This window comes from Tomitella biformata AHU 1821, from assembly GCF_000524475.1.
Lineage (GTDB): Bacteria > Actinomycetota > Actinomycetes > Mycobacteriales > Mycobacteriaceae > Tomitella > Tomitella biformata.
In genome coordinates this window covers 23,409-49,526 of sequence record NZ_BAVQ01000002.1, presented here as the reverse complement: position 1 = coordinate 49,526, position 26,118 = coordinate 23,409, and the positions used below count along the sequence as shown (strand labels likewise).

Genomic DNA, 26,118 nt, shown 5'->3' with positions numbered 1-26,118 from the left:
CACATATGGCGCATCCCGGTCATGGTTTTGCGAAGTGCTGTCGTGAGGAAAATTCGGAAGAAGTGGAAAGTAATTGGGACACAATAAGTTTCAGAGAAATTACCCGCGACGGACAATGGGACGGGAGAACCAGAATGGCTGCGGTATCGAGGTTCGCGAGCAGCGTGGTCGCGGCGGCGCTGTCGTCCTGACCCCGGTTCGCTCGACGTGGCGTAGCGCACTTGGGGCGCAAGCTTCCCGAACTGGACACCATGAGGTAGCTTAGGCTCACCTTGCTTAAGCAAGGCTTACCTAAGCTGTCGGATTCTGGCCGTTTGCGGCCTCGATGCAGCGGTGAACAGGAAGAGGACGAATGCGCGTGCTTAGCAGGGTTGCTCTCGCGACGATGGCGGCCGCGGTGGTGTTGGCGACGCCTGTGGGCATAGCCACCACCGCCTCGGCTGCCGACACTCCAGCTGTGACGTTATCTAAGGCGGCAGGCCTGGATCCTGATGGCGAGAAGATCACGGTCTCCGGCTCCGGCTTCTCCGGTGCGGGCGCGGGCATCTACGTCGGCCTCGTTCAGGACAATAAGTTCTCCGCGACCAACGCAGATGTGTGGCTGACCCAGGAGTTCATCAGGTCGGCGAGCATGACCGCGGGGTCGTGGTCCGCCACGGTGGACGCGAAGGCTGTGGTGGGCGATTCGGACTGCATCACTAACAAGTGCTCTATCTACACTGTCGCCGCCCATGGCTCGGCGGACCGCTCACAGGACACCGTTACCCGCGTCGCCTTCGAGGCGGCCACGACGACGCCACCCACGACGACGCCGCCGCCGACCGAGCCGCCCGTCACGACACCTCCCACGACTAAGCCGCCGACGACCAAGCCGCCCACCACGAACCCGCCCACCACCAAGCCGCCGGCGGGCAATGGGCCGAACGTGACTTTGAGCAAGGGCAGCGGCCTCAACGCGAGTGGCGAGTCGATCACCGTGCGCGGCACTGGCTTCTCGGGCGGCGGGTACGGGATCTATGTCGGTCTCGCGCAGAAGAACCAGTTCTCCCACACTGACGCCGCGGTGTTCCAGGACGCGAAGTTCATCAAATCGGCAGACATGTCGGGCGGCTCCTGGTCGACAACGCTCAACGTCAACTCCGCGGTTCCCAACGGCGACTGCCTCACCAACGCCTGCGCCATCTATACCCTTGCGGCGCACGGCTCTTCGGATCGCAGCCAGGACACTTCCGTCGACGTCAGCTTCGTCGGCACGCCCCCTCGGCCCGGTAGCGGCACTCCCGACGGTGGCACCGGCGGCGGTGGCGGAACGGGCACGTCCGGCGGCGGCACCGGTGGTGGCGCCGAGGCAGCCGGCGGCGGGACCTTTGCGTCCAATAGCGCTCTGACGGTGTCGCTTTCGAAGTCGACCGGGCTCAACCCCGGCGGCGACATGGTCACCATCTCCGGCTCCGGCTTCTCCGGCGCCGCGCCGGGCCTTTACGTCGGGATGGTGCAGGACAGCAAGTTCTCCTCGACCAACGCGGATGTGTGGATGACGACGGCATTCCTCAAGCCCGACGCGATCTCGGGCGGGTCCTGGTCCACCACGATGGAGCTCGCCGCGATCATGAACGGCTCCGACTGCATGGTCAGCACCTGCTCCATCTACACCGTCGCGGCGCACGGCTCCTCCGATCGCAGCCAGGACTCCCGGACTCCAGTGGGCTTCCTCGGCGGCGTCGCGCCCGACAACGCGTCCGGCGCGCCAGCGGGCGGGTCGGGCGCGCCAGGCGGCGCGAACGCGGCACTCGCCGGCAAGGTCGGCGAGGGCAACTCCGTGGTGGTCGAGGTGTCGAAGGCTGAGGGCCTGGATGTCAACGGCGAGACCATCACCGTCAAGGGCAGCGGCTTCTCGGGCGAGGGGGCGGGCATCTACGTCGGTCTGATCCAGGACGACAAGTTCTCCGTGACGGACGCCGGGGCCTGGATAGTTACTGAGTTCGTTAAGGCCGCGGATATGAAGGACGGCGCCTGGACTCGCGAAGTCGAGGTGAAGGCCGTGATGGGGGATTCGGACTGCACCAAGAACGCCTGCTCCATCTACACCGTCGCCGCGCACGGCTCCAGTGATCGGACCCAGGACAGCCAGACGCCGGTGGCGTTCGGCGATGGCGTGGTCACCCCCGTTGCCGCCGCCGCGAGCAATGGCACGGTCGGCTCGGCGGGCGGCGCCGCGGAGGTCCGAAACTTGGCCAGCACGTTCTCCCAGGGCTCGACCTGGCTGGTCCTGATGCTCGGCGCGATCCTCGGGGCGAGCGTCACAGTGGGCACGATCTTCGCGAGCCGCCGCAAGGCGTAGTCAACGGTCGCCGATCGGGTGCGACGCCGCGCAGTTACCAGCAGCGCACCCGATCGATGACGGCTGCCCAGAATCCATGTAAGACCAGGTCAGCACGTCGAAATGTCGGCTGAATCTCGCTAGTCGAGCCACTAGACAAACCCTGAGTAATAAGGCTAGCCTTGCCTAAGTTTCAACTCTCACAGGACGCGCCACCCTGGTGCGCCACAAACGAAAGCAGGACAATGCGCGCGTTCAACAAGGTCGCCATCGCGGCGGCAGCCGTCACCATTGCCTTCGCGGGCTCCGCAAGTGTTGCCGGCGCGGCGTCGCCGTTTGAAGGTCTCGGCGCGGGTTCGCTGGGCAGCCTCAGCAACCTATTCCCCACGCCCGTGGATCCCGGCCCCGTGGATCCCGGCCCCGTGGACCCCGGCCCGGTGGATCCGGAGCCTGAGGAGCCGGCACCCGAGGCGTGCTCGATCGATCTCGGCACGCCGGAGGCCGGGGAGGGCTTGGCGGTCGACGCGACAAAGCTGACGTGCCTGGTGGATGGCGACAAGATCACTGTCTCGGGCACGGGCTTCTCCGGCGCGAACTTCGGCATCTACGTCGGCCTGGCCCAGGACGATCAGTACTCCGCCACCGACGCCAGCAAGTTTCTCTCCACCCAGTGGGTCAAGGCGCCCAGCATTGTGGACGGTTCCTGGAGCGTCGAGCTCGACGTCGTGGCCGCCAACGAGGCGAACGAATCGGACTGCACCGTGAACGCGTGCTCGATCTACACCCTGTCCGCCCACGGCAACCCGGACCGCACCCAGGACACCAAGACCCCGGTGACGTTCAAGTAGCCGCGCAGTATCGAGAGGGCCTGGACTTCGCTGGACTGAGCGAGGTCCAGGCCCTTTTAGTTCAGCCGATCCCCATCAGCCCTTGACCAGGCCGCCGTCGACCACCAGGTTCTGGCCCGTGATCGCGCGTGCCCACGGGGAGGCGAAGAACAAGATCGCGTCGGCGAACTCGGCCGGGGTGGTCACCCGCTGCAGGGGAGTACTGGCGGCGATCAGGTCGAAGACTTCGTCGGGCGTCGCCGCGCTGGCGTCGGTGGTGCGCAGCAATCCACCGGAGACCATGTTGACGGTGATGTTGTCTGGCCCGAGATCTGTTGCCAGAGTGCGGGTTAGCGACAAACCGGCGGCCTTGGCAGCGGTGTAGTCGTGGTATGGCACCACCGGGTTCTGGAACAGGTTGGTGCCAATGTTGATGATGCGGCCGAACCCTGCCGCGCGCATGCCAGGCAGGGCCGCCTGGGTGGTGTGGATTGTCGCCTTCACGGTGCCGCGCAGTTGCGCGGCGAAGTTGTCCCACGTGATGGTGTCCGGCTTGGGTCGGGCGTCGCCGTTGAACGAGAATTCCGGCAGGGCGTTGTTGACGACTGTGGTCACCGCCGTGCGGAAGTGCTTGTGCGCCTGGAGGAACAGCTGCGCGACGGCGTCCTCATCGGTGACATCCGCCTGGATCGCGACGGCCCTCTCGCCGCCGATCTCTGCCACCAGATCCTGGGCGGCCACAGCGCTGCGGTGGTAGTTCACGACGACCTTGGCGCCCTGGCTCGCGAAGGCCCTGGTGATCGATGCGCCGAGGCCGCGCGCGCCTCCGGTCACCAGGACAACTTGCTGATCGAGATTCATTGGAGGACATCCCTTCGCTAGTTTTACCTAGATCAGGTTCGACGGGTGTGTTCTCAGCTGCCCGGTCGGGCGGCACCCCGTGTCACAAGGCCCACCATAGCCATTGAGATTGCCATCGAGCAGATCTGCGGGGCGCGCGAGCCGGGCCGGCGCCACCCGGTGCAGTTTATTGGGGCCGCGGCTTGCCGGTGTCGCTGGCAAGAACCACCTGCGGGCGGTTGTGGGTGAGGTAGGCGGCGCCCCAGGAGGCGAAGGCGCCGACGCGCTGCCACACCCCGGACAGCAGCGCGGCGTGGACCCCGAGCCACGCGAGGAAGGCGAGCGGGCCCTGTATCTGGCGGCGGCCCGGACCCACCTCGGCCACCGCGGCGCCGCGCCCGATCATCGCCATAATGCCCTTGTCGCGGTAGCGGAACGGCTCGCGGTGACCGCCCGTCAGGTCTGCGTGGATGTTGCGCGCCGCCCACTTGCCCGATTGCTGGGCCACCGAGCCGAGTTGGGGCAGCGCCCGCCCCTTGCTGTCGGTGATGTTGGCCGAGTCCCCGAGGACGTACACGCCGGGGAAGCCGGGGACGGTCAGTTCGGTGTTCACGTCGACGCGCCCGCCCCTGCCTTGGGGCATGCCGGACTCGGCGATCAGCCGCGACGCCTTGAGCCCTCCCGCCCACACAATGATCGTGGCGGGGATGGTCGACCCGTCGGCGAGAGTGACCCCGTCGGGCTTCACCTCGGTGACGCCGACGCCCAGCCGCAGCTCGACTCCGAGCTCGCCCAGGTGCGCGCGCGCGTACTTCTGGGATTTCTCCGAGAACGGCCCGAGCACGGTGGGCACCATGTCCACCAGGTGCACCGTGGTGGCCCGGGCGAAGTCTGGCGAGAATAGCGTCGGCACGACGGAGCGCAGGTTGTCCGCGACCGCGCCGGCAAGCTCCACGCCGGTGGCGCCGCCGCCCACCACGACTAGGTCCAGCGATCGGCTCGCGTCGTTGGCCGTGTCGGCGTGGTCGAGCTCGGAGACCATTTGGGCGCCCAGCCGAAGCGCGTCATCGAGCGTGTACATCGGGTACGTGTGCTCCTCCGCGCCGGGGATGCCGAAGTAGTTCGCCTCTGCGCCGACGGCCACCACCAAGGTCTTCGCCTGGCAGACCCGGCCGTCCGCGAGCGTCACGGTTTTGGCCACCGGATCGATGGCGGAGACCTCGGAGACGAGCACCCGCACGTCGGCGTGGCGCCGGAACATTTCCCGCAGCGGGCGGGCCACTTCCGACACCCCGATCTGGGAGGTGGCGACCTGATAGTGCAGGGGCTGGAACTGGTGATAGTTGTTCTTGTCGATTAACAGCACCTCTGCGCCCTTGCCTGCAAGGTGTTGCGCGGCGGCGACCCCGGCGAAGCCGCCGCCGAGAACGATCACGTCTTTGGAAATCATCGTGGGCATAGAGGCCACGCTAGCGGAAACGTCGCTCGCCACCTGATGGTTCGCTCCTTGAACGCTGCCTGGGAGCGCGATGGAGCCATGACAGCCCTCACAACGCCAAAAGTAGTTGTAGATGGCAACGAACTTGTATGGTTGACGAAAGCAACTATCTCCGCGCCCTGAGGAATTCACTGGATGAGTACCGAGACCCAAGAGAACGACGCCGTCGGAACGGCCCCGATGACCCACCGGCAGGTCCTCGTAGCGCTGTCCGGCCTGATGATGGCGATGTTCGTGGCCATGCTGTCATCGACCGTCGTGTCTACCGCGCTCCCGCGTATCGTCGCCGACCTGGGTGGGACCGAGGCCGGCTACACGTGGGTGGTCGTCGCGACGCTGCTGGCGATGACCGCGACCACGCCCATCTGGGGTAAATTCGCCGACCTGTTCAGCAAGAAGGCGCTCACCCAGCTCGCGCTCATGATCTTCGTCGTCGGCTCGGCGATCGCCGGGCTGTCGGACAACATGGGAATGCTCATCTTCGCGCGGCTGATCCAGGGCGTCGGCATGGGTGGCCTCTCCGCCCTCGTGCAGATCGTCATCGCCAGCATGGTCACTGCCCGCGACCGCGGAAAGTACTTCGGCTACCTCGGCGCTGTGTTCGCCGTCGCGACGGTCAGCGGCCCCCTCCTCGGCGGCCTGCTCGTGGACGCGAACGTGCTGGGCACCATCCTCCCCGGCTTCATGAACGGCGACGCCTGGCGCTGGTGCTTCTACGTCGGCATCCCCTTCGCGGTGATCGCGCTGTTCGTCCTGCAGAAGACCCTGCACCTGCCCACGATCAAGCGCGAGGTCGCGATCGACTACATCGGAGCCCTGTTGATCACGGCCGGCGTATCCGTGCTGCTGATCTGGGTCTCGCTGGGCGGCAGCCAGTTCGAGTGGGCTTCGTCAACGTCCATCTGGATGGTGGCGGTCGGCATCCTGCTGCTGGTCGCGTTCGTCTTCGCGGAGACCAAGGTCAAGGAGCCGATCATCCCGATGCGGCTGTTCAAGGACCGCACCACGAGCCTCTCGGTTTTCGCGTCGGTGATGGTCGGCGTCGCGATGTTCGGCTCCACGGTGTTCCTGGTGCAGTACTTCCAGCTCTCCCGCGGCATGAGCCCGACGAGGGCCGGCCTGATGAGCCTCGCGATGGTCGCCGGCGTGCTGGTGTCATCCATCGTCTCGGGCCGTCTCATCGCGTCGAAGGGCAAGTGGAAGCGCTACCTGGTCGGCGGCGGCACCATGATGGTGATCGGCATCGCGCTGCTCAGCACCGTCACCTCGGATATGAGCCTGGTTCAGGTGGGCGCCTACATGGCGATCCTCGGCCTCGGCGTTGGCGCGGTCAATCAGAACCTCGTCCTCGCGGTGCAGAACAATGCGGCGCAGGCTGACATCGGGGCGGCGAGCTCGTTGGTCGCCTTTATGCGCACGATGGGCGGCTCGATCGGCGTATCCGCGCTGGGCACCGTCCTTAGCCATAAGGTCGCATCCAGCCTGGCCGGCGCCGCGGAAAGCGACCCGCAGGTGGGCGCAGAGCTCATGGGCGTGAACAGCGAACAGATCCCGGAGGTGCACACACTGTCCGGGATCTTGCGCCCCGCCTACGAGATGGCCTTCGCGGACGGCACGGCCCGGGTCTTCCTCTTGGCCACGCCGTTTGCCATCATCGCGCTGATCGCGATCCTCTTCATCAAGGAGGTCCCGTTGCGCGAGACCATCGAGCGCGAGGACGAGTTGGAGACGATGCGGGCCGACGCGCGTGGTGAGGTCGCGCTGGAATCCGACGCGCCGGAATTGACCGCAGGGGAACGGGTGGTGGCTGATCCGCGATGACATTCCAGAAGCTTGAATCTGTGCGGATGTTCGAGCGGGAGATTCGGGTGCTGATGCGCAACATCCGCCAGTCCGCGGAGCACCGGGCACGGCTGATTCACCCGGAACTGCAGGCGTCGACGTACCAGGTGCTGCTGTTTGTGGCCGAGAACCAGCCCACGCGGGCCTGGGCGATCGCCGACTGCCTCAACATGGACAAGGGCGCGATCAGCCGGCATGTGACCACGCTGCAGGAACTCGGGTTCATCGAGCGGGACTGCGATCCGCTGGACCGCCGGGCACAGGTGCTCTCGCTGACCTCTGTCGGCAAGGAGCAGATCGGCGCGGCGACCGAGCGTCGTCGCGCAGAACTCGGGCATCGCCTGCAGGGCTGGTCCGAGGGGGAGCTGGGGCACTTCACCGAGCAGCTCGCCCGGTTCAACGCGGATATGGCCCGGTGAGGGCCTCACCTGAGCGTGGCCACCACCGCCCGTGTGAATTTTTCGGTGGACGCCTCGCCGCCGAGGTCCCTTGTCCGCGTTCCATTCTGGAGTGTGGCATGCACGGCCGAATCGATGTCGTCGGCCGCGCGGGTCAACGCCGGTGGCCCGCGCCGCTCGCCGAGCCAGCGCAGCAGCAGTGCAGTCGACAAGATCATCGCGGTGGGGTTCGCCAGCCCCTGCCCGGCGATGTCGGGGGCCGCCCCGTGCACGGCCTGCGCCATGGCCTGGGTGCCTGACGCGTTGAGGGACGGCGCCGCGCCGATGGACCCGGCCAGCTCGCCCGCGAGGTCGGAGAGGATGTCGCCGAACATGTTCTCCGCGACGATCACATCGAAGGTATGCCCGCGGCGCACGAGCAGCGCGGCCAGCGCGTCAATGTGCTCGCCGTCGACGGGCACGTCCGGGTATTGCGCGCCGACCTCCTCGCACACCCGCTTGAACAACCCCGTGGTCATGGCGAGCACATTGGCCTTGTGCGCGATGGTGACGCGGCCGCCGCGGTCGCGGGCTGTCCGGAACGCCTCATGCGCGATGCGCTCGATCGCCGGCCGGGTGAACACGCCGACGGCCATCGCGACGTCCGGGGTGGGCATGAACTCTCCGGAGCCGGCGAACATATTGCGGTCCGCGTAGAAGCCCTCGGTGTTCTCGCGGACGATCACCAGGTCCAGTGCCCGGTCCGTCGCGGGTCCCAGCGAGCGGGCGGGGCGAATGTTCGCGAACAGGTCGAATCGCTTGCGGATCAGCCCGCCGGGCGCGACCCGGCCCGCGAATTGTGTTGGGTAGGAGACGTTGTCGTGCGGGCCGAGCAGCCAGCCGTCGAGGCCGGCGAGAGCCTCCAGGGTGGACTCCGGCAGCGGGTCTCCGCACTCCGCGATGGCCGCGTGCCCGATCGGCAACCGCCGCCACCGCACGGCGATCCCGCGCGCCTCGAGGGCGGCCTCCGCGACCTGAGCGGCGGCGGAAACCACCTCGGGGCCGATGCCGTCACCGTCCAACACCCCGAGCTCAATATCAGTCAGTCCCATCGCCCGACGGTACTCCAGGAACCCGTAGTGCTTGGTACTCTGGCGGCCATGGCCGTACAGCGAAATCCGCCCCCGATGACCGCCGACGAGCGGGCGACGCTCGACGGCTGGCTCGACTTCTACCGCGCCACGCTGGAGTCGAAGTGTGAGGGGCTGACAGACGATCAGCTGCGCACGGCCTCGTGCGCGCCGTCGCCGCTCAGCCTGTTCGGACTGGTCCAGCACCTGGCCGAGGTGGAGCGGAACTGGTTCCGGCGGGTCCTGGCGAGGGAGCGGGTCGACGCGATCTACCCGTCGACTTCAGATAACGGACGCGACGACGGATTCACCGTGGCCGACGGCGCCGGCTTCGGGGAGGCCCTGGCCACGTGGCGGGCCGAAGTCGCGGCGAGCCGCGCGAACAGCGCCGGCCGGGACCTGGGGGCGACGAGTCCCTATGGCGGCGGGGAGGTCTCGCTGCGGTGGATCTTCAGCCATATGATCGCGGAGTACGCCCGGCACTGCGGGCATGCCGACCTCATCCGCGAGCGGATCGACGGGGCTGCGGGGATTTAGGCTGCGGGGGGATTTAAGCCGCGGGGGTCAGCCGTTCTGGAGACTTTCACCGCTGTTCCACGTGAAACAAATCCGGAGTGCCTTCGACGCCCAGGGTCGGTGGTGCGTTGAGTCCACCAGCCCCGACCGCGACTGAGACGACTAGCGTCCCGTCCAGCGCGGCGGCCGCTTCTCGAAGAACGCGTCGATGCCCTCGCGCTTGTCGGCCGAGGCCAGGATGACCTGCTTGGCGCGCTCCGTGATCTCCCAGCCCGCCACGTCGTCGTCGGCGGTGAGCGCGTGCACCGCGCGGAGGCTCTCGCGCACCGAGACCGGCGAGGACAGGCAGATCTGCTCGGCCATCCGGAGGGCGGCGGCCAGGGCGTCGCCGGGCTCCGCCACCTCGTTGACCACGCCGAGCGTGAAGGCCCGGTCAGCGGTGAGCCTGTTGCCGGTGATCAGCAGCTCCCGCGCCACATTGACCGGCAGCGCCCGTGGGGCCCGGAACAGCGCGCCGGAGGTGGCGACGAGCCCGCGTAGAGATTCGGGCAGCCCGAAGGTGGCGTCGCGGGCCGCGACGATCAGATCGCACGCCAGGGCGATCTCGAACCCGCCGCCGAGCGCCATCCCCTCCACTGCGGCGATTAGCGGGGTGTCGCGTGTGCGCCGGATGATTCCGTACTCGCCGCCGCGCTCGGTGAGCGGCCCGGAGCCTTCCTTGATGTCGGTGCCCGCGCAGAACACCGCCGGGGTGCCGGTCAGGACGCCGACCCAGAGGTCCGGATCGTCATCGAGCCGGTTGAGCGCGGCGTCGATGCCCGCGGCCATGGCCTCGTTGATGGCGTTGCGCTTGTCCGGGCGCTCGAGGTGGATGACGAGGACCTTGCCGTGTACCTCTTGCCGTACCTGCATGGGTGTCCTCTCGGTGGATCTCCGGGGCGGCGAGCTGTCTAACCACGGACGATAGCCAGTCATGCGCGACCCGCATCACAGGGGCGCGCGCTGGCCTCGCGTCCCCCGCACCGCCACCAGCACGCCCAGCACCGCGATCACCGCGAAGCCGACGGTCAGATACCGCGCCGAGCCCACCAGCCCCGGACCGCCGACGGCGACCAGCAGCCCCGCCAGCGCCGAGCCCAGGGTGTTGGCGATCAGCTGCACGGTATTCACGCCGGCGGACGCCTTGGCCGCGTCGTCCTCGTCGTCGGTGCTCGAGAGCGCCGCCGTGATCAGGTGCGCGAACGCCATGCCGATGCCCGCGCCGGTGACCACCAGCGCCGCGAACCAGCCGGTGATGACCCACGGCCCGGGATCGACGCGCTGCAGGAACCCGTAGGCCAGCAGTCCCACCGCCAGCACCGCGGGGCCGGAGATCTTGATGGCCGCGATGGTGCGGGGAGCGGTGGCGTAGGTGGCGGTGATCGAGGCGGCCGACCAGCCCCACGACAACGCGGCGCCGAGCAGCCCGGCCATGAGCGGCGTCATCCCGCCCAGCTCCTGGCCGAAGAGCGGGACGAACATCTCGACGGTGCCGCCGATGGCGAGGAAGAGGATGCCGAGGTACACCCACGGCAGCGGCGAGGTGCGCGTGTAGGTGAAGCGGGGCAGGACGGGGTTGCGCACGCGGCGCTCGCTCACTATGAATAGCCCGAGCGCGACGGCCGCGGCCGCGATCAGCCCCACGCGCAGGCCGGTCCCGGCGACGACGCTCGCCACCGAGATGGCGCCGGCGACGACGGTGAGCAGCACCAGCCCCTGATAGGGCACGCCGAGGCCGCCGCGTCCGGCCCGGTGGGGCCTCGTGCGCGGGAGGGCACGCTGGGACATGAGACAGAGGGCCAGTGCGGCGGCCGCGAGCAGCCAGAACGCGCCGCGCCAAATTCCGAGTTGGGCGAACAGCCCGCCCAGGATGGGTCCCAGGATGTTGCCGACGGCCCACATCGCGGAGATCAAGGCGATCGCCCGCGGCCACAGCCGATCCGGCAGCGCCGAGCGCAGCACCCCGAACGCCAGGCCGGTGAGCAGCCCGCCGCCGAGGCCCTGGACGGCGCGCCCGACGAGCAGCAGCTCCATCGTGGGCGCGAGCGCCGCGGCGGCGGACCCGACGGCGAAGACCCCGAACCCGGCCAGGTAGCTGCGCCGCGGGCCGTGCGTGCGCAGCGCGAGACCGACCAGCATCGACGAGATGACGGAGGCGAGTAGGAACACCGTCATGGTCCAGGCGTAGTACCGCTGGCCGCCGATGTCCGCGACGGCGTTCGGCAGCAGGCTGGTGGTGACGAAGATGTTGGTGGCGTAGACGGCGACGCCGCCCGCGAGGACGGTCGTGATCGCGCGGTGCCGGGGGCCGAAGAGCTCGGACCAGGTGCCCGGCGTGTGGGGGGTGGGCTCGGGGGCGGGGGTGTGGTCCATGGCGCTGCTCAGTCTAGGTGCGCCGCCCGCCGCGGCGAACCGCTCGCGTCGGGCATCTCAACCGCTGATGAAATGTTGGACAAATCTTGGCGGGCCAGCGCCTTTTCGGTTCCGCGGGACCTCGATGGACGTCAGGATGGGCGCATGGGCAACGTGAAGTCAAGGCCACGGAAGATCATTCAGTCAGAGGTGTTCCTGTCCGAGGGCGACCGCTCGGACCTGGAATACGCAGCGACGTCGTCGTCGGCGGCGGCGGCCACGGCGGTCGCGTCGTCGATCGTGCACTTCTCCGCGAAATCCTTTGCCGAGCACGGCAATAGCGCCGGCTATCTCATCATCCACGGCCTGCCCCACGAGTGGCGGGACACGCCGTCGACCCCCACGGAGGCTGGCTACCGCATGTCGGACCAGCACCCGTCCTCCCGGCTGCTGCGGGCGGTGGCACGGAGCTGCGGCACGCTTGTCGGCTACGAGGACGAGCTGGAGGGGACGCTCCTGCGCGACGTGTACCCGACGCGCGGTGGGGAGAGCGGACCCGTCGACTTCCGCACTGAGAACGTCCACCATCCGCTGCGTCCGGACATCCTCGGCCTGTACTGCCTGCGGCGGGACCGCGACGGCGTCGGGGCGATGCGCGTCGCGTCGGTGCACGACGCGATCGGCAAGCTGGGGGACCAGGTGGCGCAGACCCTGTCGGAGCCGCGGTTCCTGAGCGGCAGTCCCTCGAGCGACGGCCTGGGGCGCGGGGCGACGACGGCCCACCCGGTCCTGTTCCGGCACAGCGCTGGCGCCTACCTTCGATTCAATGGGCGCAACACGATTGGGCTCGACAGGGCCGCCACCGAGGCCATCGTGGAGTTCCGCGGGATCATCGCGGAGAGCGCTCGGACCATCGTGCTGGCACCCGGAGACATGGTGCTGATCGACAACCACGCCGCGGCCCACGGACGGACGGCGTTCACGCCTCGGTACGACGGCTCGGACGGTTGGCTGCGCCGGTTCCACACCGTGCACTCGATGCCGCAGTGGGCGCGCCGGCTGATGCCGCGGCCGGGCGTGATCCCGCGTTGCGACGTCGTGATCGGCATGAGCTGACCTGAGCCCCAGGGTATTCCAGTCGGTCCTGCATTCCGGTCAGCAGGACTTCCGCCGGGGGTGACCGACGCCACCTCCTAGCGTCCACCAGATGGACCCGAACAGCACCGCGGAAACGCGCATCGCCGATCTCCTCGACCGCCAGCACACGGCCTTCAGGGCCGAGGGGCAGCCCACGGCCGAGCAGCGCCGCCAGCGCATCCAGGCGGTGATCGACATGCTCGTGGCACACCATGAGGACCTGGTGGCGGCGATCGACGCCGACTTCGGCGGGCGGCCGCGGGGCTACTCGCTGATGAACGACGTGCTCGGATCGATCACCACGCTCAAGGACGCGCGCGAGAACCTCGACGCCTGGATGGCCCCGCAGGATCGCGCGGCGTTCGCGCCCTACGACCAGCTCGGCGCCGGCGCCCACGTGCGGTACCAGCCGAAGGGCTCCGTCGGCATCATCGGCACCTGGAACGCGCCGCTATTCACGCTGCTGAGCCCCCTCGCGGGCGTCCTCGCCGCAGGCAACCGGGCGGTGCTCAAGCCGTCCGAGGTGGTGCCCCGCACCGCCGCGCTGCTCGCCGAGATCGTCACGGCCTCGCTCGACCCGGAGGTGGTCGCGATCGTCACCGGCGGCCCCGACGTCGCCGACGCATTGACCTCGCTGCCGTTCGACCACCTCGTGTTCACCGGCAGCACCGCCGTCGGCAAGCTGGTGATGGCGAACGCGGCGAAGAACCTGGTCCCGGTCACCCTCGAGCTGGGCGGCAAGTCCCCGACGATCATCGGGCGCAGCGCGGACCTGGAGACCGCGGCCTTCCGGATCGCCGTCGGCAAGGCCACCAACGGCGGCCAGATCTGTGTCAGCCCGGATACCGCCTTCGTTCCACGTGAGCTGCTCGAGGCGTTCATCGCGGCCGTGCAAAAGGCCTATGCGGAGCTGCTGCCAACTACCGAGGGCAATCTCGACGCCGTCGCAGTGGTCAACGACAGGCACGTGGCCCGCGTCGACGGCTATATTGACGACGCGATCGCCCGCGGCGCCCGCGTGGAGACCGCGCCGACCGGCCCGCCGCCCACCACCGGCCGACGTCGCCCGCTGCGCTTGGTCGTGGACCCGCCCGCCGACGCCGCCATCCGCGCCGAGGAGATCTTCGGCTCCGCCATGGTCGTGCTCGGGTACGACGAGCTCGACGACGTCATCGCCGAGATCAACGCCAGCCCCCGCCCCCTCGCCCTGTACTACTTCGGGACCGATGCGGCCGAGCAGGCCCACGTGTTGGACCACACGCTCTCCGGCGGCGTCACCGTCAACGAGGTCATGATGCACCCCGGCCTGCAGGACGCCCCGTTCGGCGGCGTCGGCGCCTCCGGCATGGGCCACTACAACGGCCGCGAGGGCTTCGCGGAGTTCAGCCACACCCGCGCGGTCTTCGAGGCCGCCGCCGCCGACCCGCGCCGTGAGTGGGGCATGCTGCCGCCGTTCCACGACGGCTTCGAGGCCCAAATGGCCGCCCAGGTCACCCCGTGAACCGTCTAGATTCCCGCACTCACCCAAGGAGCATTCTGTGAAGACCCGCGGCGCGATCATCCGCAGCACCCCCGGCATCTACGAGGTTGTGGACCTCGACCTCGACGCGCCCCGGCGCGGTGAGATCACCGTCAAGATGGTGGCGTCCGGCCTGTGCCACTCCGACGACCACATCGCGCTGGGCGACCACGCTGTGGGCGTCTACCCCATCTGCGGCGGACACGAGGGCGCGGGCGTCGTCGTCGAAGTCGGCCCGGAGACAACGGGATTCGCCGAGGGCGACCACGTGCTGTTCTCCTTCGTCGCCGGCTGTGGGCGCTGCCGCTGGTGCGCGAAGGGGATGCAGAACCTGTGTGACAAGGGCGCCGCGATCATGGCTGGCAGCCGCCCGGACGATCCGACCAGCTTCCGGTTGAGCCTGGACGGTGCGCCCGTCGCGCAGACCTGCGGGCTGTCCACATTCAGCGAGTACACGACCGTCAGCACCGACTCCGCGGTCAAGGTCCTCGACAAGTCCCTGCCGCTGGAGACGCTGTGCCTGCTGGGCTGCGGTGTCGGCACGGGCTGGGGCGCGGCCGTGAACTCGGCGCAGGTGTACCCGGGCCAGACGGTGATTGTGATGGGTGTCGGCGGCATCGGCATCAACGCTGTCCAGGGTGCCGCGCACGCCGGGGCCGCCCACATCCTGGCCGTCGACCCGGTGGCGTTCAAGCGCGAGAGCGCGCTGAAGTTCGGTGCCACGCAGGCGTTCTCGAGCATGGCGGAGGCCGCCGAGGTGGCCCGGTCGCTGACCAACGGGCAGGGTGCCGACGCGGCCATCATCACCGTCGGCGTCACCACCGGCGAGCACATCGCGCAGGGCTTCTCCGCGATCCGCAAGGCCGGCGTGTGCGTGGTGACCGGCCTCGGAAAGATGACCGACGTCGGCATCCCCATCAGCCCGATGGAGCTGACGCTCTACCAAAAGCGTTTGCAGGGCTCACTTTTCGGCGCGTCGGCCCCCAGCGCGGACATCCCGTGGCTGATCGACCTCTACACCGCCGGCAAGCTCGAGCTCGACGGCCTGGTCACGCGCAACTACACGCTCGACGAGGTCGCCAAGGGCTTCGAGGACATGCACGCGGGGGTGAACCTGCGCGGCGTCATCGTGTTCTAGACGCTGGGCCGCTCCACTCGGCCATCGACGTGCCGGGCGAAGCGGCCCTCCTCGCGGGGGTGCACCACGTCGTCGCGGTCCCACGGCCAGCCGCCGAACTGGGTGCGCTGGTACTCCTCGAAGGACTCGACGAGCTCCTCGCGGGTGTTCATCACGAACGGGCCGTGCTGGGCGACGGGCTCGTCGATCGGGACGCCCTGCAGCAGCAGGAGTTTCGCGCCGGACTCGCCGGTCTCGATGAGCGTGGTGTCGCGCCCGTTTTGGGCGAAGCCGAATCCGCCCGCCACCTCGAGGCCCTCGATGGTGGCGTGGGAGTCCTCGCCGTAGACGTAGAGGACCCGCTGGGCGCGGTCTGCGGCCTGGGCGGGCAACTCGACCTCGGCGTGCGGCTCCAGCTCGATCAGCCAGACGGCGACGTCGGAGGCCGGGTCCGCGGCCCAGGAGCCGACGGGCGGGGCGAGGGGGTCGATGCCGACGCCGGTGTCCCGGCGGGTCTCATAGCGTCCGGCGATCACCTTGACGCTGGCCGCGCCGCCGTTGGGCCCCACGGAGCGCACCACCGGGATGTCCTCGCCCCACAACATCCGGAACTCGGGGTCCACCAGCTTCGACGCGGCGGGCAGGTTCAGCCAGATCTGGAACAGCTCGGAGGGGTTGTCCTCATCGGTGTTGAGTAGCGGGAACATCTCCGAGTGCGAGATGCCGCGCCCGGCCGTCAGCCACTGCACGTCGCCGGCACCGAAGCGGGCGACCGCGCCCAGGGAGTCCGCATGGTCGATGTAGCCGCGCTCGACGATGGTGATGGTCTCGAAGCCGCGGTGCGGGTGCGCGGGGAAGCCCGGCACGGTCTGGCCGTGGTACATGCTCCAGCCGGACGGGTGCCCGAAGTCTGCGCCCAGTTCGCGGCCCCCGGAGCCCTCGGCCGGGGCCATGTCCTCGTTGCCGGCCGGGTAATGGTCCACGTGCCAGTTCGCGAACAGGAAGGGCGGAATGCCCTGCCAGGGCTGGCCGAGCCGGAAGACCTGGCCACGCTCGTTCGATGTCTCCATGTGGTGCTCCATCCTGGTAGTTCCGCCAAGGGGCGATAGTCCGCATAACCTACTTGCTCCCGCAACTATTCCAGCGGTCGGCCGCGCCGATAAGCTCTGCGGGTGTCCACCCTCCTGCTGGCAATACTCTGCATGAGTTTCGCATCGATCATCGGCGGCGCCACAGGCTTCGGCACCGCGCTGATCGCGACTCCGCTGATGTTGCTGGCCGGCATCGACGTGACCGACGTCGTGATCGTCAACCTGGTGGTGGGGCTGGCGACGAGGATCGCGGCCGTCATCCAGTTGCGGGCACATGTCGAATGGCGCCGCGTCGGGTGGCTGGGCGGCGCGAGCCTGCCGGGCGCCTGGCTGGGGGTGCTGACTGTGGCGCTGCTGCCCGTCGCCTATCTCAAGCCCGCAGTCGGGGCGTTGACGGTGCTGTGCGGGCTGGCGCTGGCGATTCAGCCGTCCGGCGGCCCGCGGCCGCCGTCGCGCCCGGCCCTGTCCGTGGCGGGATTCGTCAGCGGCTATTTCGGCACCACCACCTCGCTGAACGGGCCGCCCGTGGTGCTGTTGCTGGGCCGGGCCAAGCTCCCGCCGATGAGCTTTATCGCCGACCTCGCAGGCTTCTTCGTCATCACCAACACGCTGTCGCTGGCGCTGCTGTGGATCTACTCCGACGTGGGCCTGGCGGCGATCTGGCCCATGCTCGTGGGCTGTCTCGTCGTGGGGTTGATCGGCAACCGTGTCGGCATCGCGATCGCGCAGCGGCTGTCCGTCGGGACCTTCCGGTGGGGCGTGATCGCGCTGGTGCTGGCGGCGGGGATTCTCACGATCGTGACTGCTTAGGGCGCCGGCGGCCAGCTCTGGCCCGCCACCTCCAACCGCTCGACCCGCAGTGACCGGATCTCGATCTCCTCGGCCTTCAGCTTGCGGATCACGGCGTTTGCGATGACTAGTCGGCCGATCGCGACAGTGCCGATAGCGACCGCGCCGATCGCACACGCGGCGATGGCGACGGGGGCCATCGCGGTCGGTGCGAGGAGCCGCGGCCCGACGATCTGGGGCCCGACGATCTGGGACTCCGGGCGTCGGCATGCGTGCTGATGGGTTCTCATGGGGATGCCTCCAGGGGTTTGCCGTCGACGGTGATGTCGACGAGCCCGTTGTAGAACGCGATGCGGCCGGCGATCGCGCCGACCGCCGGGAAGGGGCGCGGGTAGGACCAGGCGACGGACTCCGCGCCCGGCGTGTCCCAGTACTCCTCCGCGTCGCCCTTGTACGGGCAGTGGGTGCGCCGGCGCCGGGCGGTGAGCTTGCCCAGGTCGACGTCCTCCCGCGGCAGGTAATAGCGGGTGGGCAGGCCCGTCTCGAACAGCAGCACCGGACGCGAGGACTCGGCGAGCACGTCGCCGCCGCGCGCGATGCGGACGTGCCGGGAGCTGGGCAGCGCGTCGACCCGCTTGTGCGGGTCGCGGGGGTGGCCGGAGACCTTCTCGTCCTCCTCGAGCCAGCGGTCGAGCACGCCCGGCTGCCACGAGAACACGATGCGGCCGGCCAGCGCCGGGTCGGCGCGCACCCACGCGGCGCGCTGGCGGGTGTGGCCGTCCAGGTGCAGGTCGAACCATTGGCCTACCGGGCCCCGCGGCCCGAAGAAGGGGTGCCGCTCCGCTGGCGGCGAGCCGGGTCCGAGCAGGTCGGTGCGCACGTCCACGCGGGCGAAGGCGTACGAGGGCACCGGGAAGGACTCCTCCCAGAACAACAGCGGGGTGTGGCTGTCGACCACGGCCGTCTCGCCCACAAATCCCCGCACCCAGCGATCGCTCGGCTCTACTCGCATGATGTCCACCTCGTTCGACGCTCTGGTGGCCATTGTCCCCCCATTGAGATCTTCCCCGTTGGGAAGCGCGACGTGGGATGGGAACATTTATCGTCATCGCCGCATCTGATCTTCGACGAGCACCCGGCCAGACCCGAGAGACGGATTTCCATGCGCACTCGAATGCTGGCCCCGATGGTGGCCGCCGCGGCGGCAGGGATGCTGCTGATCACCAGTTGCAGCTCCAGCACCGAGGGCGGCGCGAGCGTGGCGGGCGCGTCGGACACGGCGGTCGCGAAGTAGACCGGGGAGCTGAACCTGGACACCGGATCGTTCCTGACGACGCCGCAGCCGGAGTTCTCGACGGTCTCGAGCGCGGCGGCGGGCCGCTACGTGGAGGGCCAGCGGATGGCCGAGTACATCGTGCTGCCCACCGAGCTGGACCCGCTCATGACCCGATCGGTGTCGATGTCGACGCAGGTGCTGAAGGGCCCGTCCGCCCTGTCGATCCTGCTCTCGGGCGACGCGCCCGCGATCGCGGAGCGGGAGGGCATGCTCATGGGCTTCTCCACCTCCCGAACCTATGAGGACCGGGACTCCGAGAACAGCGTCGTGCACGCCGTCTACCGATTCCCCGATGCCGAGGCCGCCAAGCGGGCCGCGAAGGACATGTCGGACGACAGCCTCAGGCCGGTCGAGTACGGCGAGCCCATGGTCCCGTACCGGGCGCTTTCGGCACGCTGACGGCGCGGCCCATGCCGTAGCGTCCACATCGACAGTCTTAGCTGAGGGTCCGAACTCGGCGCCCGCCAGGAGGCTGCCGGGCGCCTTGGCCTCCTGGCGTCGGGGCGGACTGGTCCGAGCGCGTGAGCTGGCCCGGCGATGTGATGCGCACCGCGCTGGTCGCGGTCCGCCTCTGCGAGCTGCCCGAGCAGCAGAGCGTAAACGCGGACGTCCACGGCGGCCTTATCCGGGTCCTCGCGGAGTCCCCGCTGGGAGCGGCGAACCCCGACGCGATCCGGCCGGGCGCGGCGATGGGCCAGCGCGGGGCGGCCGCCACCGTCGGCGCGCTGCTCGACTCGAGCACCCTCCGCCAGGCGGCCCGCAGCCTCGGGGTCCACCATTCCACGATGCAAACGCGGGTCGAGACGTTGGCCGGGGCGGTCGGCTTCGACCCCATCGACGGGTACGGCAAGGCCCGGCTCGGGATGGCCTTCCTGGCCTGACGGCTCGAGCACTCGCGGGTCCTGGAGCTGCCGACTCCGGGTGGGCCGGCGCCGAACCGTCCGCGGTGCTGAGAGCGGCTTTGCTCAGGGCTCCTGCAGCCGCGCCAGCACGGCGAGGACCCGCCGGTGGTGCGCGTCCGAGGGCGGCAGGTCCAGCTTGGCGAAGATGTTCCCGATGTGCTTGTCGATGGCCCGAGCGTGACCGTCAGCAGGCCCGCGGTCACGCTCGTAGTGTGGGTCATGGCCGCAGGCGGCGGTGGCGCCAACCCCACCATGGGGTGACATCGCGGGCGGCGGGATTTAGCGTGGGTTATGGACACCATCATCGACGCGTGGTCCCAGCACCCCAACGAGCTATTCATGTCCCAACCATGGCTGGGCTCGATCCTGCGTTGGACCGGCCAGGAGGACCTGGGGCCGCTGCCGCTGTCCGCCACCCTCCGGGCCATGGACGAGGCCGGGGTCGAGCGCTCACTGCTGTGCGCGTGGTCCGGGCCGTACGGCATGCTGATCAGCAACGACGAGGTGGCGGCCGCCGTCACGGCGCACCCGGATCGATTCGCCATGGTCGCGGCCGCGGACCTGCGCTATCCCGTCGCGGCGGTCGCCGAGCTGCGGCGGGCCGTCACCGAGTTGGGGGCGGTCGCCCTGCGGATCGTGCCCTGGCTGTGGAACCTGCCGCCGGACGATCGCCGCTACTACCCGCTCTACGCCGCGTGCGTGGAGCTCGGGATCCCGTTCTGCACGCAGGTCGGCCACACCGGGCCGCTGTGCCCCTCGGAGCCCGGCCGGCCCATCCCGTACTTGGACACGGTGCTGCTCGAGTTCCCCGAACTGGTCGTTATCGGCGGGCACGTCGGCTACCCGTGGATCGACGAGGTCATCTCGCTTGCCACCAAGTACCCCAATTTTCACATCGACACGTCGGCGTACGCGGTCCACAGGCTGCCGCGGCCGCTCGTGGAATACCTGCGTGGTCGCGGGCGGACCCGGGTGCTGTTCGGCTCCAACTGGCCGATGATCTCGCCCGCGCGATGCCTCGAGCGGATCGCGGAGTTGGGGCTGGACCAGGAGGCGCAGACCCTATTCCTGCGAGGCAACGCGGCGCGGGTGTTCAGGCTCGACGGCTGAGGAGCTGGCTCAGCCTGCCCGGCGGACGAGCGCCTCGACACCGTCGAGGATCCGCTCGAGTCCGAATTGGAAGCCGGCGTCAGGGTCGGTGTCGCCAGCGCCTTCGAGCTCGCCCGACCACGCCGCATGGTGCAGCGCCGGGTACCCGCGCTCGTCCGCTACGGCGCGCAGCACCGCGCCGTAGTCCATCGGCTTCGCCGTCCCGGCGGCCTTCGTCTCCTCGTGGGACATCCGTGCCTCGCCGAGGGTGAACGAGCTCAGCAGCCCGACGCAGCCGAGCTTCTCGGCTTCCGAGAGCGGGGTGTCCGCCAGCGCCTGCATCGCCTGTTCGACCCAGGCCAGCGAGTTTGGCCCGGCCGGCGGCGCGATCATGGGCATCTCGAGGACCCATCGGCGGACCTTGAGCATGTTCCACTGCCCGACGGCCCAGCTCCGGAGCCTCGCGCGCCAATCGTCGCCAGTGATAACGGGCGCGTCGATCGCGCTGGCGTTCCACATCAGCTGGAGCAACTCGTCTTTGTTCTGCACGTGTCGGTATAGCGACATCGTGGAGAACCCGAGATCCTTGGCAACGCGCGCCATGGAGACTGCGGCCAGGCCCTCGGCGTCGGCGACGGCGATGGCGGCCGCGATGATCGCGTCCAGGCTCAGGTCCGCCTTGCGGCCCTGCCTGCCGCGTTCGCGCCGGCCCCACAGCAGGTCCAGCCCGGGCGGGAGGGCGGCCACCTCGTGGTCGGTCATGCCGATCGCCTCTCTCTCGCTGTTCGGAAATCTCTCCAAAATTACCCCTTGGCAAATCAGTGTATGCCATATACTTTGATGTGTATGACATACGCAATTAGGGCTACGGGGATACGCAAGGCCTATGGGGACCGTGTTGTCCTCGATGGTGTCGACCTAACGGTGGAGACGGGGACCATCTTCGCGCTGCTGGGGCCGAACGGGGCGGGGAAGACCACGATGGTCAACATCCTGGCCACGCTGGCGCGGCCGGACGCGGGACAGGCGACCGTCGCCGGACACGAGCTGCTGGCGGACCCCGTCGGCGTGCGCCGCTCGATCAGCCTCACCGGCCAGTACGCCGCCGTCGACGAGCTCCTCACGGCGGAGGAGAACCTCGTGATGATGGCGCGGCTGCACCGGTACCCGCGGGCCAAGGCGCGGGCGCGGGCCGCGGAGCTGCTGGTCGAGTTCGACCTGGCCGAGCACGCCGGCCGACGGGTGAAGGCCTTCTCCGGCGGCCTGCGGCGGCGCCTGGACCTGGCCGTGAGCCTGGTCAACCGCCCGACGCTGGTCTTCCTCGACGAGCCGACGACGGGTCTCGACCCCCGCAGCCGCGAGCAGGTCTGGGCAACCGCGCGCGGACTCGTCGCCGCCGGCACGACCGTCTTCCTCACCACCCAGTACCTCGAGGAGGCAGACCGGCTGGCCGATCGCATCGCGATGCTCGACGGCGGCCGCATCGTCGTGGAGGGCACCGCGGACGAGCTCAAGTCGAGCCTGGCCGGGGAGATCGTCCGGCTGGAGTTCGACGCCAGCGCCACGTTCGAGCGGGCCCGCCGCGTCCTCGGGGCCCGGGTCTCGGGTGCGCCGGACGAGTCCCGCCGGACCCTCGAGGTCGCCACCGACGGGACAGCGGAGCGCGTCCGGGTCCTGCTCGCGGACCTGTCCGCAGCAGGCGCGGCGGCGGCATCGATCTCATTGCACCGCCCGAGCCTCGACGACGTGTTCCTCGCCCTCACCGGCGCCAGCCACAACCAGAAGATGGAGTCAGTCGCATGAGCCTCGCCTACGCCGCGTCGGACGCGGGAGTGATGATCGGCCGGAGCCTCCGGCACAGCACGCGCAATATCGAGACCATGCTGACGGCGATCATGCTGCCCGTGGTCCTGATGCTCATGTTCGTCTACGTCTTCGGCGGCGTCATGCAGACCGGCACCGACTACGTCGACTACGTGGTGCCGGGGATCGTGCTGCTGTGCGCGGGCTTCGGCGCGGGCAGCACCGCGATCGCGGTCGCGAACGACATGGAGAACGGCATCGTCGACCGGTTCCGCTCGATGCCCATCGGCAGCTCCGCCGTCCTCACCGGGCACGTCACGGCGAGCGTGGCCCGCAACCTCGTCGCCACGGCGATCGTCATCGGGGTGGGGTTCGCCGTCGGCTGGCGGCCGACGGCCACGCCCCTTGAATGGCTGGCCGCGGCCGGGATGATCACGCTGTTCATCACCGCGATCTCCTGGCTGGCGGCCGCGGCGGGACTGGTGGCCAAGTCCGCGGAGGCCGCCAACGCCTTCACGTTTGTGCTCATGTTCATCCCCTATGTCAGCAGCGCCTTCGTCCCCACGGACTCGCTGCCGACGGTGCTGCGCGGGTTCGCCCAACACCAGCCCGTCACCCCGGTGATCGAGACGATCCGCGGCCTGTGGATGGGCACCGAGATCGGCGGCCAGGCCTGGTGGGCGCTCGGCTGGTGCGCCGGCATCGGCCTGGTCTCCTACCTGGTCGCGGCCTGGCTTTTCCGGCGCCGCACCACGGGCTGACGGTGGGAGAACAGCCGCCTCGTGGTGGTCGTGGGCATCATCCGGATGACCGTGGTGCCCGCGGCGATCTCGCTGCTGGGCGACCGCGCGTGGGGGCTGCCGAAGTGGCTCGACAAGGCAGTGCTCAACTTCGATATCGAGAGCAGCGCCGTCCGGGACCGCGGCATCCCGGCCAGCTCGGGCGAGCCGGATGTGGTGGGCGTCCCGAGCTAGGACCTGCTCGCGCCGCACATTCCCGCCGGAATTGTTAGTGTCATGGGTCACGTACATCTCGGAGGTGGCTCAGATGCGCAGGACAATCCGATCAGCAGTGGGGGCGGCGGTGCTGGGGATAGCGCTCGCAGTGGGCGCCAGCACCGTGGGGACGGCGGCCGTGGCCCAGGCAGGGCCGATCACGATCTTCCAGAGTCCGGTGGTCTCGGGACCGGACTTCGGCCCGACGTCCACGCCCTCCGGGATGTTTCAATTGATTTCTCCGGTCGCGGTGACAGGGGAGACGCCTGGGGTGACGACGTTCGCGGTCCCCGATCTCAAGCCGTATTACTTCCTCTACAACTATCGGTTCATCGCCATCCATTGGCAGAACCTGGCGACCGGGGCCAGCGGCCACGTGGATCTGCGGTATTGGCAGGGCAACCCTGACACGACCGGCGTGACGTATCCGTCGACGCTGCCGACCTCGGCCGCAGCTGAGACGGGCACAGGTCCGATCGTGGCCACCGTCACGCACCACAACATGTATGGATCGCCGCCACCCTCGGACGCGCTGATCGCGGGCTACTGGGCGTTCTGGGCCTGACCTTTAATCCACCGGCCGCATTCACGGCCTCTTGGTCCGGAGCCGGCACCGGATACGATGGGCGCGACCCGTCGATCCGAAAGGCCGCCCCATGCTCAGACTCGGTGACCTCGAGGCCGCGGTGATGGACGTCTTGTGGTCTGCGGCCGCGCCGCTGCGGGTGCGCGAGGTGATGGGCCGGATCGACCCGGCCCGTCCGCTCGCCTACACGACGGTGATGACCGTCCTCGACAACCTCCACACCAAGGGCCTCGCCGATCGCGACCGCGACGGCCGTGCTTACGCCTACCGGGCGGCGAAGTCCCGCTCAGAGCTGGGTGCGGAGCTGCTGCGCGAGGTCCTCAACACCAGCGGTGACCCGGAGCGGGTGCTGCTGCACTTTGCGCAATCGGCGACTCCCGAGGAGTCGCAGTTTCTGCGCCGCGCGGCCCGCAAGGCCCAGCGATGATCCTGGCCGCCGGCCTACTGCTGGCCGTCGTCGTCATCGGCTATGGGGCACCTCGATACCTCCAGGTCACCGTGGCGCCCGGGCTGAACCCGCGGCTCGCGATGGCGGCTTGGCTCGGCTCTATCGGGGCCTTCCTCGCCGCGCTGGTCGCAGTCCCCGCCGCGCTGTTCCTGCGGCCTGGCCGGAACTTCCTCACTGCGGCGAGCGCGTGCGTGGGCCGGATCCAGGAGGATCGCGCCCTGCCCTGGCTCGAGAGCGTCCAGGTGGTGCTCACGCTGGTGCTCGCCGCGGTGCTGGTCCACGTCCTCGTGGTGGTCGCGCGCAGGCTGCGCCGCCACCGCGCGTGGAGCGCAGAGCACCTGCGGATGCTGCGCCTGCTCGGCGAGCCGGCGGGGGCGCACCGGGGCATCGAGGTGCTGCGGCTGGGCGCGCCGGACGCCGTCTTCTACAGCGTCGGGGGTGCGCACTGCGGCACGATCGTGGCCAGCGGCGACATCGGCCTCTTGGACCACCGGCAACTGCAGGCCGTCCTGGACCATGAGGAGGCGCACCTGCGAGGCCGGCACCACCTGATCGTCGTGGTCGCGGAGTCTCTCGCCGCGGCACTGCCGTTCGTCCCGTTGTGCCGGCAGGCGCCCGACGCGCTGCGCACCCTCGTCGAGTTCGCCGCCGACCACCGGGCGGCCGACCGCTGGGGCGCCGACGCGGTGGGCTCCGCCCTGTTGGCGCTGCAGTCGGCCAGCCCCGCCGCCGGGGCGCCGCAGTCGGCGCTGGCGATGTCCCGGGATGCCGTGAACGCTCGGCTGTGCTGGCTCACGACGGGGCCGACGCGCCGCCAGCGGCTGCTGGCCGCCGCGGACTACCCGCTGGCGATCACGGTCTCGCTGGCCCCGGTGCTGGTCTCCGTGCTCACGATGGCGTTGGGCGCGACTTTGCTGTGCGTGTGGCTGGGCGGTTGAGATTTGGGCGGCTGACCGAGCAGGTGTCGCCCGCGCAGGCGTCCCCGCAGTCCCGCCGGCGCCACCGGTAGGCCACTGCCCCCGCCATCAGCACCACTGAGGCGGCTGCGACCACCGGCTGCAGCGGTGCCCAGAAGCCCATCGCGCCAGAGGTGCCGATCGCCAGGAGCACCAGCTTGTTGCACACCGGACAGCCCACCGCCAGGAACGCGAGCACCGCGCCGGTGGTGGGGACCGCGCCGGAGTTCTTGACCGACGGCCGGGTCTGGATGCCGAACCACGCTGCGGTCAGCAGGACCGTCACCCCGAACACCGGGTACTCCCACCAGCGCACGGGGATCTCCCTGCCGAACAGGGGGTTGGCGATGATGTCGGTCGGGATACCGATGGCCAGGGCCGTGACCGCGGCGGCAAAGAGTGCTCGGCCCCAGGAAAATGGGAATCTGGTCGCCATCGTGATGCCCTCACCTCAACGTTTCGGAGAATTTACTACTATGCTGCATAGTAGTTGATGGGCGGCCGCGCTGCGCGGAACGATGCCTTTTGCGCCTTCACAGACCAGGATCGGAGACTCAGGTGAGCTCAGCGCCAGAACAACGGCAGCCGGCATCGAAACGATTCCGCGTG

Annotated in this window: 29 protein-coding genes, 1 pseudogene and 1 riboswitch; of the genes and pseudogenes, 19 read left to right on the top strand and 11 right to left on the bottom strand. The window is 69.2% G+C overall.

Annotated elements, in window-relative coordinates:
* Positions 1-352 precede the first annotated feature (352 nt).
* Positions 353-2,341 (top strand): hypothetical protein, encoded by a 1,989-nt coding sequence (locus tag TBIF_RS25555; RefSeq protein WP_038169240.1) that lies wholly within the window; start codon positions 353-355, stop codon positions 2,339-2,341.
* Between the two features lie 224 nt (positions 2,342-2,565).
* Positions 2,566-3,168, top strand: a complete 603-nt coding sequence (locus tag TBIF_RS25550; RefSeq protein ID WP_024792914.1) for a hypothetical protein — start codon at positions 2,566-2,568, stop codon at positions 3,166-3,168.
* 75 nt (positions 3,169-3,243) lie between these two features.
* Here the strand turns inward: TBIF_RS25550 and TBIF_RS00415 are convergent, their stop codons facing one another.
* Both TBIF_RS00415 and TBIF_RS00410 read right to left on the bottom strand, forming a co-directional pair.
* Positions 3,244-4,008 (bottom strand): 3-oxoacyl-ACP reductase, encoded by a 765-nt coding sequence (locus TBIF_RS00415; RefSeq protein ID WP_024792913.1) that lies wholly within the window; start codon positions 4,006-4,008, stop codon positions 3,244-3,246.
* Positions 4,001-4,098, bottom strand: a riboswitch (TPP riboswitch). (Overlaps the previous gene by 8 nt.)
* Positions 4,099-4,174: 76 nt before the next feature.
* A complete protein-coding gene (locus TBIF_RS00410) occupies positions 4,175-5,446 on the bottom strand; it encodes an NAD(P)/FAD-dependent oxidoreductase (protein WP_200182800.1) in 1,272 nt (423 codons plus the stop codon).
* A gap of 174 nt (positions 5,447-5,620) precedes the next feature.
* Here TBIF_RS00410 and TBIF_RS00405 point away from each other — a divergent pair, with 174 nt between their 5' ends.
* Positions 5,621-7,306 carry an MDR family MFS transporter gene (locus TBIF_RS00405; protein ID WP_024792911.1) on the top strand — a complete coding sequence of 562 codons (1,686 nt, stop codon included), beginning with the start codon at positions 5,621-5,623 and terminating at the stop codon, positions 7,304-7,306.
* Positions 7,303-7,746, top strand: a complete 444-nt coding sequence (locus TBIF_RS22490; RefSeq protein WP_024792910.1) for a MarR family winged helix-turn-helix transcriptional regulator — start codon at positions 7,303-7,305, stop codon at positions 7,744-7,746. Before TBIF_RS00405 ends, TBIF_RS22490 begins: the two co-directional genes overlap by 4 nt.
* Before the next feature lie 5 nt (positions 7,747-7,751).
* On the opposite strand, the gene TBIF_RS00395 is transcribed toward TBIF_RS22490, so the two are convergent.
* Positions 7,752-8,816 carry an isocitrate/isopropylmalate dehydrogenase family protein gene (locus tag TBIF_RS00395; protein WP_024792909.1) on the bottom strand — a complete coding sequence of 355 codons (1,065 nt, stop codon included), beginning with the start codon at positions 8,814-8,816 and terminating at the stop codon, positions 7,752-7,754.
* A gap of 48 nt (positions 8,817-8,864) precedes the next feature.
* On the opposite strand from TBIF_RS00395, the gene TBIF_RS00390 reads away from it, so the two are divergent.
* Positions 8,865-9,371, top strand: a complete 507-nt coding sequence (locus tag TBIF_RS00390; RefSeq protein WP_024792908.1) for a DinB family protein — start codon at positions 8,865-8,867, stop codon at positions 9,369-9,371.
* 141 nt (positions 9,372-9,512) lie between these two features.
* Here the strand turns inward: TBIF_RS00390 and TBIF_RS00385 are convergent, their stop codons facing one another.
* Both TBIF_RS00385 and TBIF_RS00380 read right to left on the bottom strand, forming a co-directional pair.
* The gene (locus tag TBIF_RS00385; RefSeq protein WP_024792907.1) at positions 9,513-10,262 is read right to left on the bottom strand and encodes an enoyl-CoA hydratase-related protein; all 750 of its coding nucleotides are present in this window, start codon (positions 10,260-10,262) and stop codon (positions 9,513-9,515) included.
* 75 nt (positions 10,263-10,337) lie between these two features.
* Positions 10,338-11,762, bottom strand: a complete 1,425-nt coding sequence (locus TBIF_RS00380; protein ID WP_024792906.1) for an MFS transporter — start codon at positions 11,760-11,762, stop codon at positions 10,338-10,340.
* Between the two features lie 144 nt (positions 11,763-11,906).
* Between TBIF_RS00380 and TBIF_RS00375 the strand changes: the two genes are divergently transcribed.
* From TBIF_RS00375 to TBIF_RS00365, 3 genes are all read left to right on the top strand, one after another.
* The gene (locus TBIF_RS00375; protein WP_024792905.1) at positions 11,907-12,857 is read left to right on the top strand and encodes a TauD/TfdA family dioxygenase; all 951 of its coding nucleotides are present in this window, start codon (positions 11,907-11,909) and stop codon (positions 12,855-12,857) included.
* A 91-nt stretch (positions 12,858-12,948) separates the two neighbouring features.
* Entirely contained in the window at positions 12,949-14,379 is a 1,431-nt protein-coding gene (locus tag TBIF_RS00370; RefSeq protein ID WP_024792904.1) for an aldehyde dehydrogenase family protein, read from the top strand.
* 37 nt (positions 14,380-14,416) lie between these two features.
* Entirely contained in the window at positions 14,417-15,535 is a 1,119-nt protein-coding gene (locus TBIF_RS00365) for an NDMA-dependent alcohol dehydrogenase (protein WP_024792903.1), read from the top strand.
* Here TBIF_RS00365 and TBIF_RS00360 read toward each other — a convergent pair.
* A complete protein-coding gene (locus TBIF_RS00360; protein ID WP_024792902.1) occupies positions 15,532-16,584 on the bottom strand; it encodes a pirin family protein in 1,053 nt (350 codons plus the stop codon). The two genes, TBIF_RS00365 and TBIF_RS00360, sit on opposite strands and share 4 nt — an antisense overlap.
* Before the next feature lie 132 nt (positions 16,585-16,716).
* On the opposite strand from TBIF_RS00360, the gene TBIF_RS00355 reads away from it, so the two are divergent.
* Positions 16,717-17,415, top strand: a complete 699-nt coding sequence (locus TBIF_RS00355; protein ID WP_207165458.1) for a sulfite exporter TauE/SafE family protein — start codon at positions 16,717-16,719, stop codon at positions 17,413-17,415.
* Here the strand turns inward: TBIF_RS00355 and TBIF_RS00350 are convergent.
* Positions 17,412-17,684 (bottom strand): hypothetical protein, encoded by a 273-nt coding sequence (locus tag TBIF_RS00350; RefSeq protein WP_024792900.1) that lies wholly within the window; start codon positions 17,682-17,684, stop codon positions 17,412-17,414. The genes TBIF_RS00355 and TBIF_RS00350 overlap by 4 nt on opposite strands.
* A complete protein-coding gene (locus tag TBIF_RS00345; RefSeq protein ID WP_038169237.1) occupies positions 17,681-18,439 on the bottom strand; it encodes a DUF427 domain-containing protein in 759 nt (252 codons plus the stop codon). The genes TBIF_RS00350 and TBIF_RS00345 overlap by 4 nt, the downstream gene beginning before the upstream one ends.
* A 117-nt stretch (positions 18,440-18,556) precedes the next feature.
* Here TBIF_RS00345 and TBIF_RS26400 point away from each other — a divergent pair, with 117 nt between their 5' ends.
* The 3 genes from TBIF_RS26400 (at position 18,557) to TBIF_RS22485 (ending at position 19,611) form a co-directional block, all read left to right on the top strand.
* The gene (locus TBIF_RS26400; RefSeq protein WP_268746886.1) at positions 18,557-18,688 is read left to right on the top strand and encodes a hypothetical protein; all 132 of its coding nucleotides are present in this window, start codon (positions 18,557-18,559) and stop codon (positions 18,686-18,688) included.
* A gap of 9 nt (positions 18,689-18,697) precedes the next feature.
* Positions 18,698-19,129: a DUF7373 family lipoprotein gene (locus tag TBIF_RS00335; RefSeq protein ID WP_439654205.1), complete on the top strand. Its 432-nt coding sequence runs from the start codon at positions 18,698-18,700 to the stop codon at positions 19,127-19,129.
* Positions 19,130-19,251: 122 nt separating this feature from the next.
* On the top strand, positions 19,252-19,611 hold the full coding sequence (locus TBIF_RS22485) for a helix-turn-helix domain-containing protein (RefSeq protein ID WP_024792897.1): 360 nt from the start codon (positions 19,252-19,254) through the stop codon (positions 19,609-19,611).
* Positions 19,612-19,695: 84 nt separating this feature from the next.
* Here TBIF_RS22485 and TBIF_RS25195 read toward each other — a convergent pair.
* Positions 19,696-19,806 (bottom strand): annotated as a pseudogene (locus TBIF_RS25195) (DNA-binding response regulator); the annotation flags it as partial.
* Between the two features lie 117 nt (positions 19,807-19,923).
* On the opposite strand from TBIF_RS25195, the gene TBIF_RS00320 reads away from it, so the two are divergent.
* On the top strand, positions 19,924-20,742 hold the full coding sequence (locus TBIF_RS00320; RefSeq protein WP_024792895.1) for an amidohydrolase family protein: 819 nt from the start codon (positions 19,924-19,926) through the stop codon (positions 20,740-20,742).
* A gap of 9 nt (positions 20,743-20,751) precedes the next feature.
* Here the strand turns inward: TBIF_RS00320 and TBIF_RS00315 are convergent, their stop codons facing one another.
* Positions 20,752-21,483, bottom strand: a complete 732-nt coding sequence (locus TBIF_RS00315) for a TetR/AcrR family transcriptional regulator C-terminal domain-containing protein (RefSeq protein WP_024792894.1) — start codon at positions 21,481-21,483, stop codon at positions 20,752-20,754.
* 84 nt (positions 21,484-21,567) lie between these two features.
* Here TBIF_RS00315 and TBIF_RS00310 point away from each other — a divergent pair, with 84 nt between their 5' ends.
* From TBIF_RS00310 to TBIF_RS00285, 6 genes are all read left to right on the top strand, one after another.
* A complete protein-coding gene (locus TBIF_RS00310; protein WP_024792893.1) occupies positions 21,568-22,524 on the top strand; it encodes an ATP-binding cassette domain-containing protein in 957 nt (318 codons plus the stop codon).
* Positions 22,521-23,285: an ABC transporter permease gene (locus TBIF_RS00305; RefSeq protein WP_024792892.1), complete on the top strand. Its 765-nt coding sequence runs from the start codon at positions 22,521-22,523 to the stop codon at positions 23,283-23,285. Before TBIF_RS00310 ends, TBIF_RS00305 begins: the two co-directional genes overlap by 4 nt.
* 21 nt (positions 23,286-23,306) lie before the next feature.
* Positions 23,307-23,498 (top strand): hypothetical protein, encoded by a 192-nt coding sequence (locus tag TBIF_RS00300; RefSeq protein WP_024792891.1) that lies wholly within the window; start codon positions 23,307-23,309, stop codon positions 23,496-23,498.
* Positions 23,499-23,571: 73 nt separating this feature from the next.
* Positions 23,572-24,084 carry a hypothetical protein gene (locus TBIF_RS25190; protein ID WP_024792890.1) on the top strand — a complete coding sequence of 171 codons (513 nt, stop codon included), beginning with the start codon at positions 23,572-23,574 and terminating at the stop codon, positions 24,082-24,084.
* A gap of 91 nt (positions 24,085-24,175) precedes the next feature.
* A complete protein-coding gene (locus tag TBIF_RS00290) occupies positions 24,176-24,532 on the top strand; it encodes a BlaI/MecI/CopY family transcriptional regulator (RefSeq protein WP_024792889.1) in 357 nt (118 codons plus the stop codon).
* Positions 24,529-25,491: a M56 family metallopeptidase gene (locus tag TBIF_RS00285; protein ID WP_024792888.1), complete on the top strand. Its 963-nt coding sequence runs from the start codon at positions 24,529-24,531 to the stop codon at positions 25,489-25,491. Before TBIF_RS00290 ends, TBIF_RS00285 begins: the two co-directional genes overlap by 4 nt.
* Here the strand turns inward: TBIF_RS00285 and TBIF_RS00280 are convergent.
* Entirely contained in the window at positions 25,442-25,945 is a 504-nt protein-coding gene (locus TBIF_RS00280; RefSeq protein ID WP_024792887.1) for a hypothetical protein, read from the bottom strand. The genes TBIF_RS00285 and TBIF_RS00280 overlap by 50 nt on opposite strands.
* Positions 25,946-26,118: the final 173 nt, after the last annotated feature.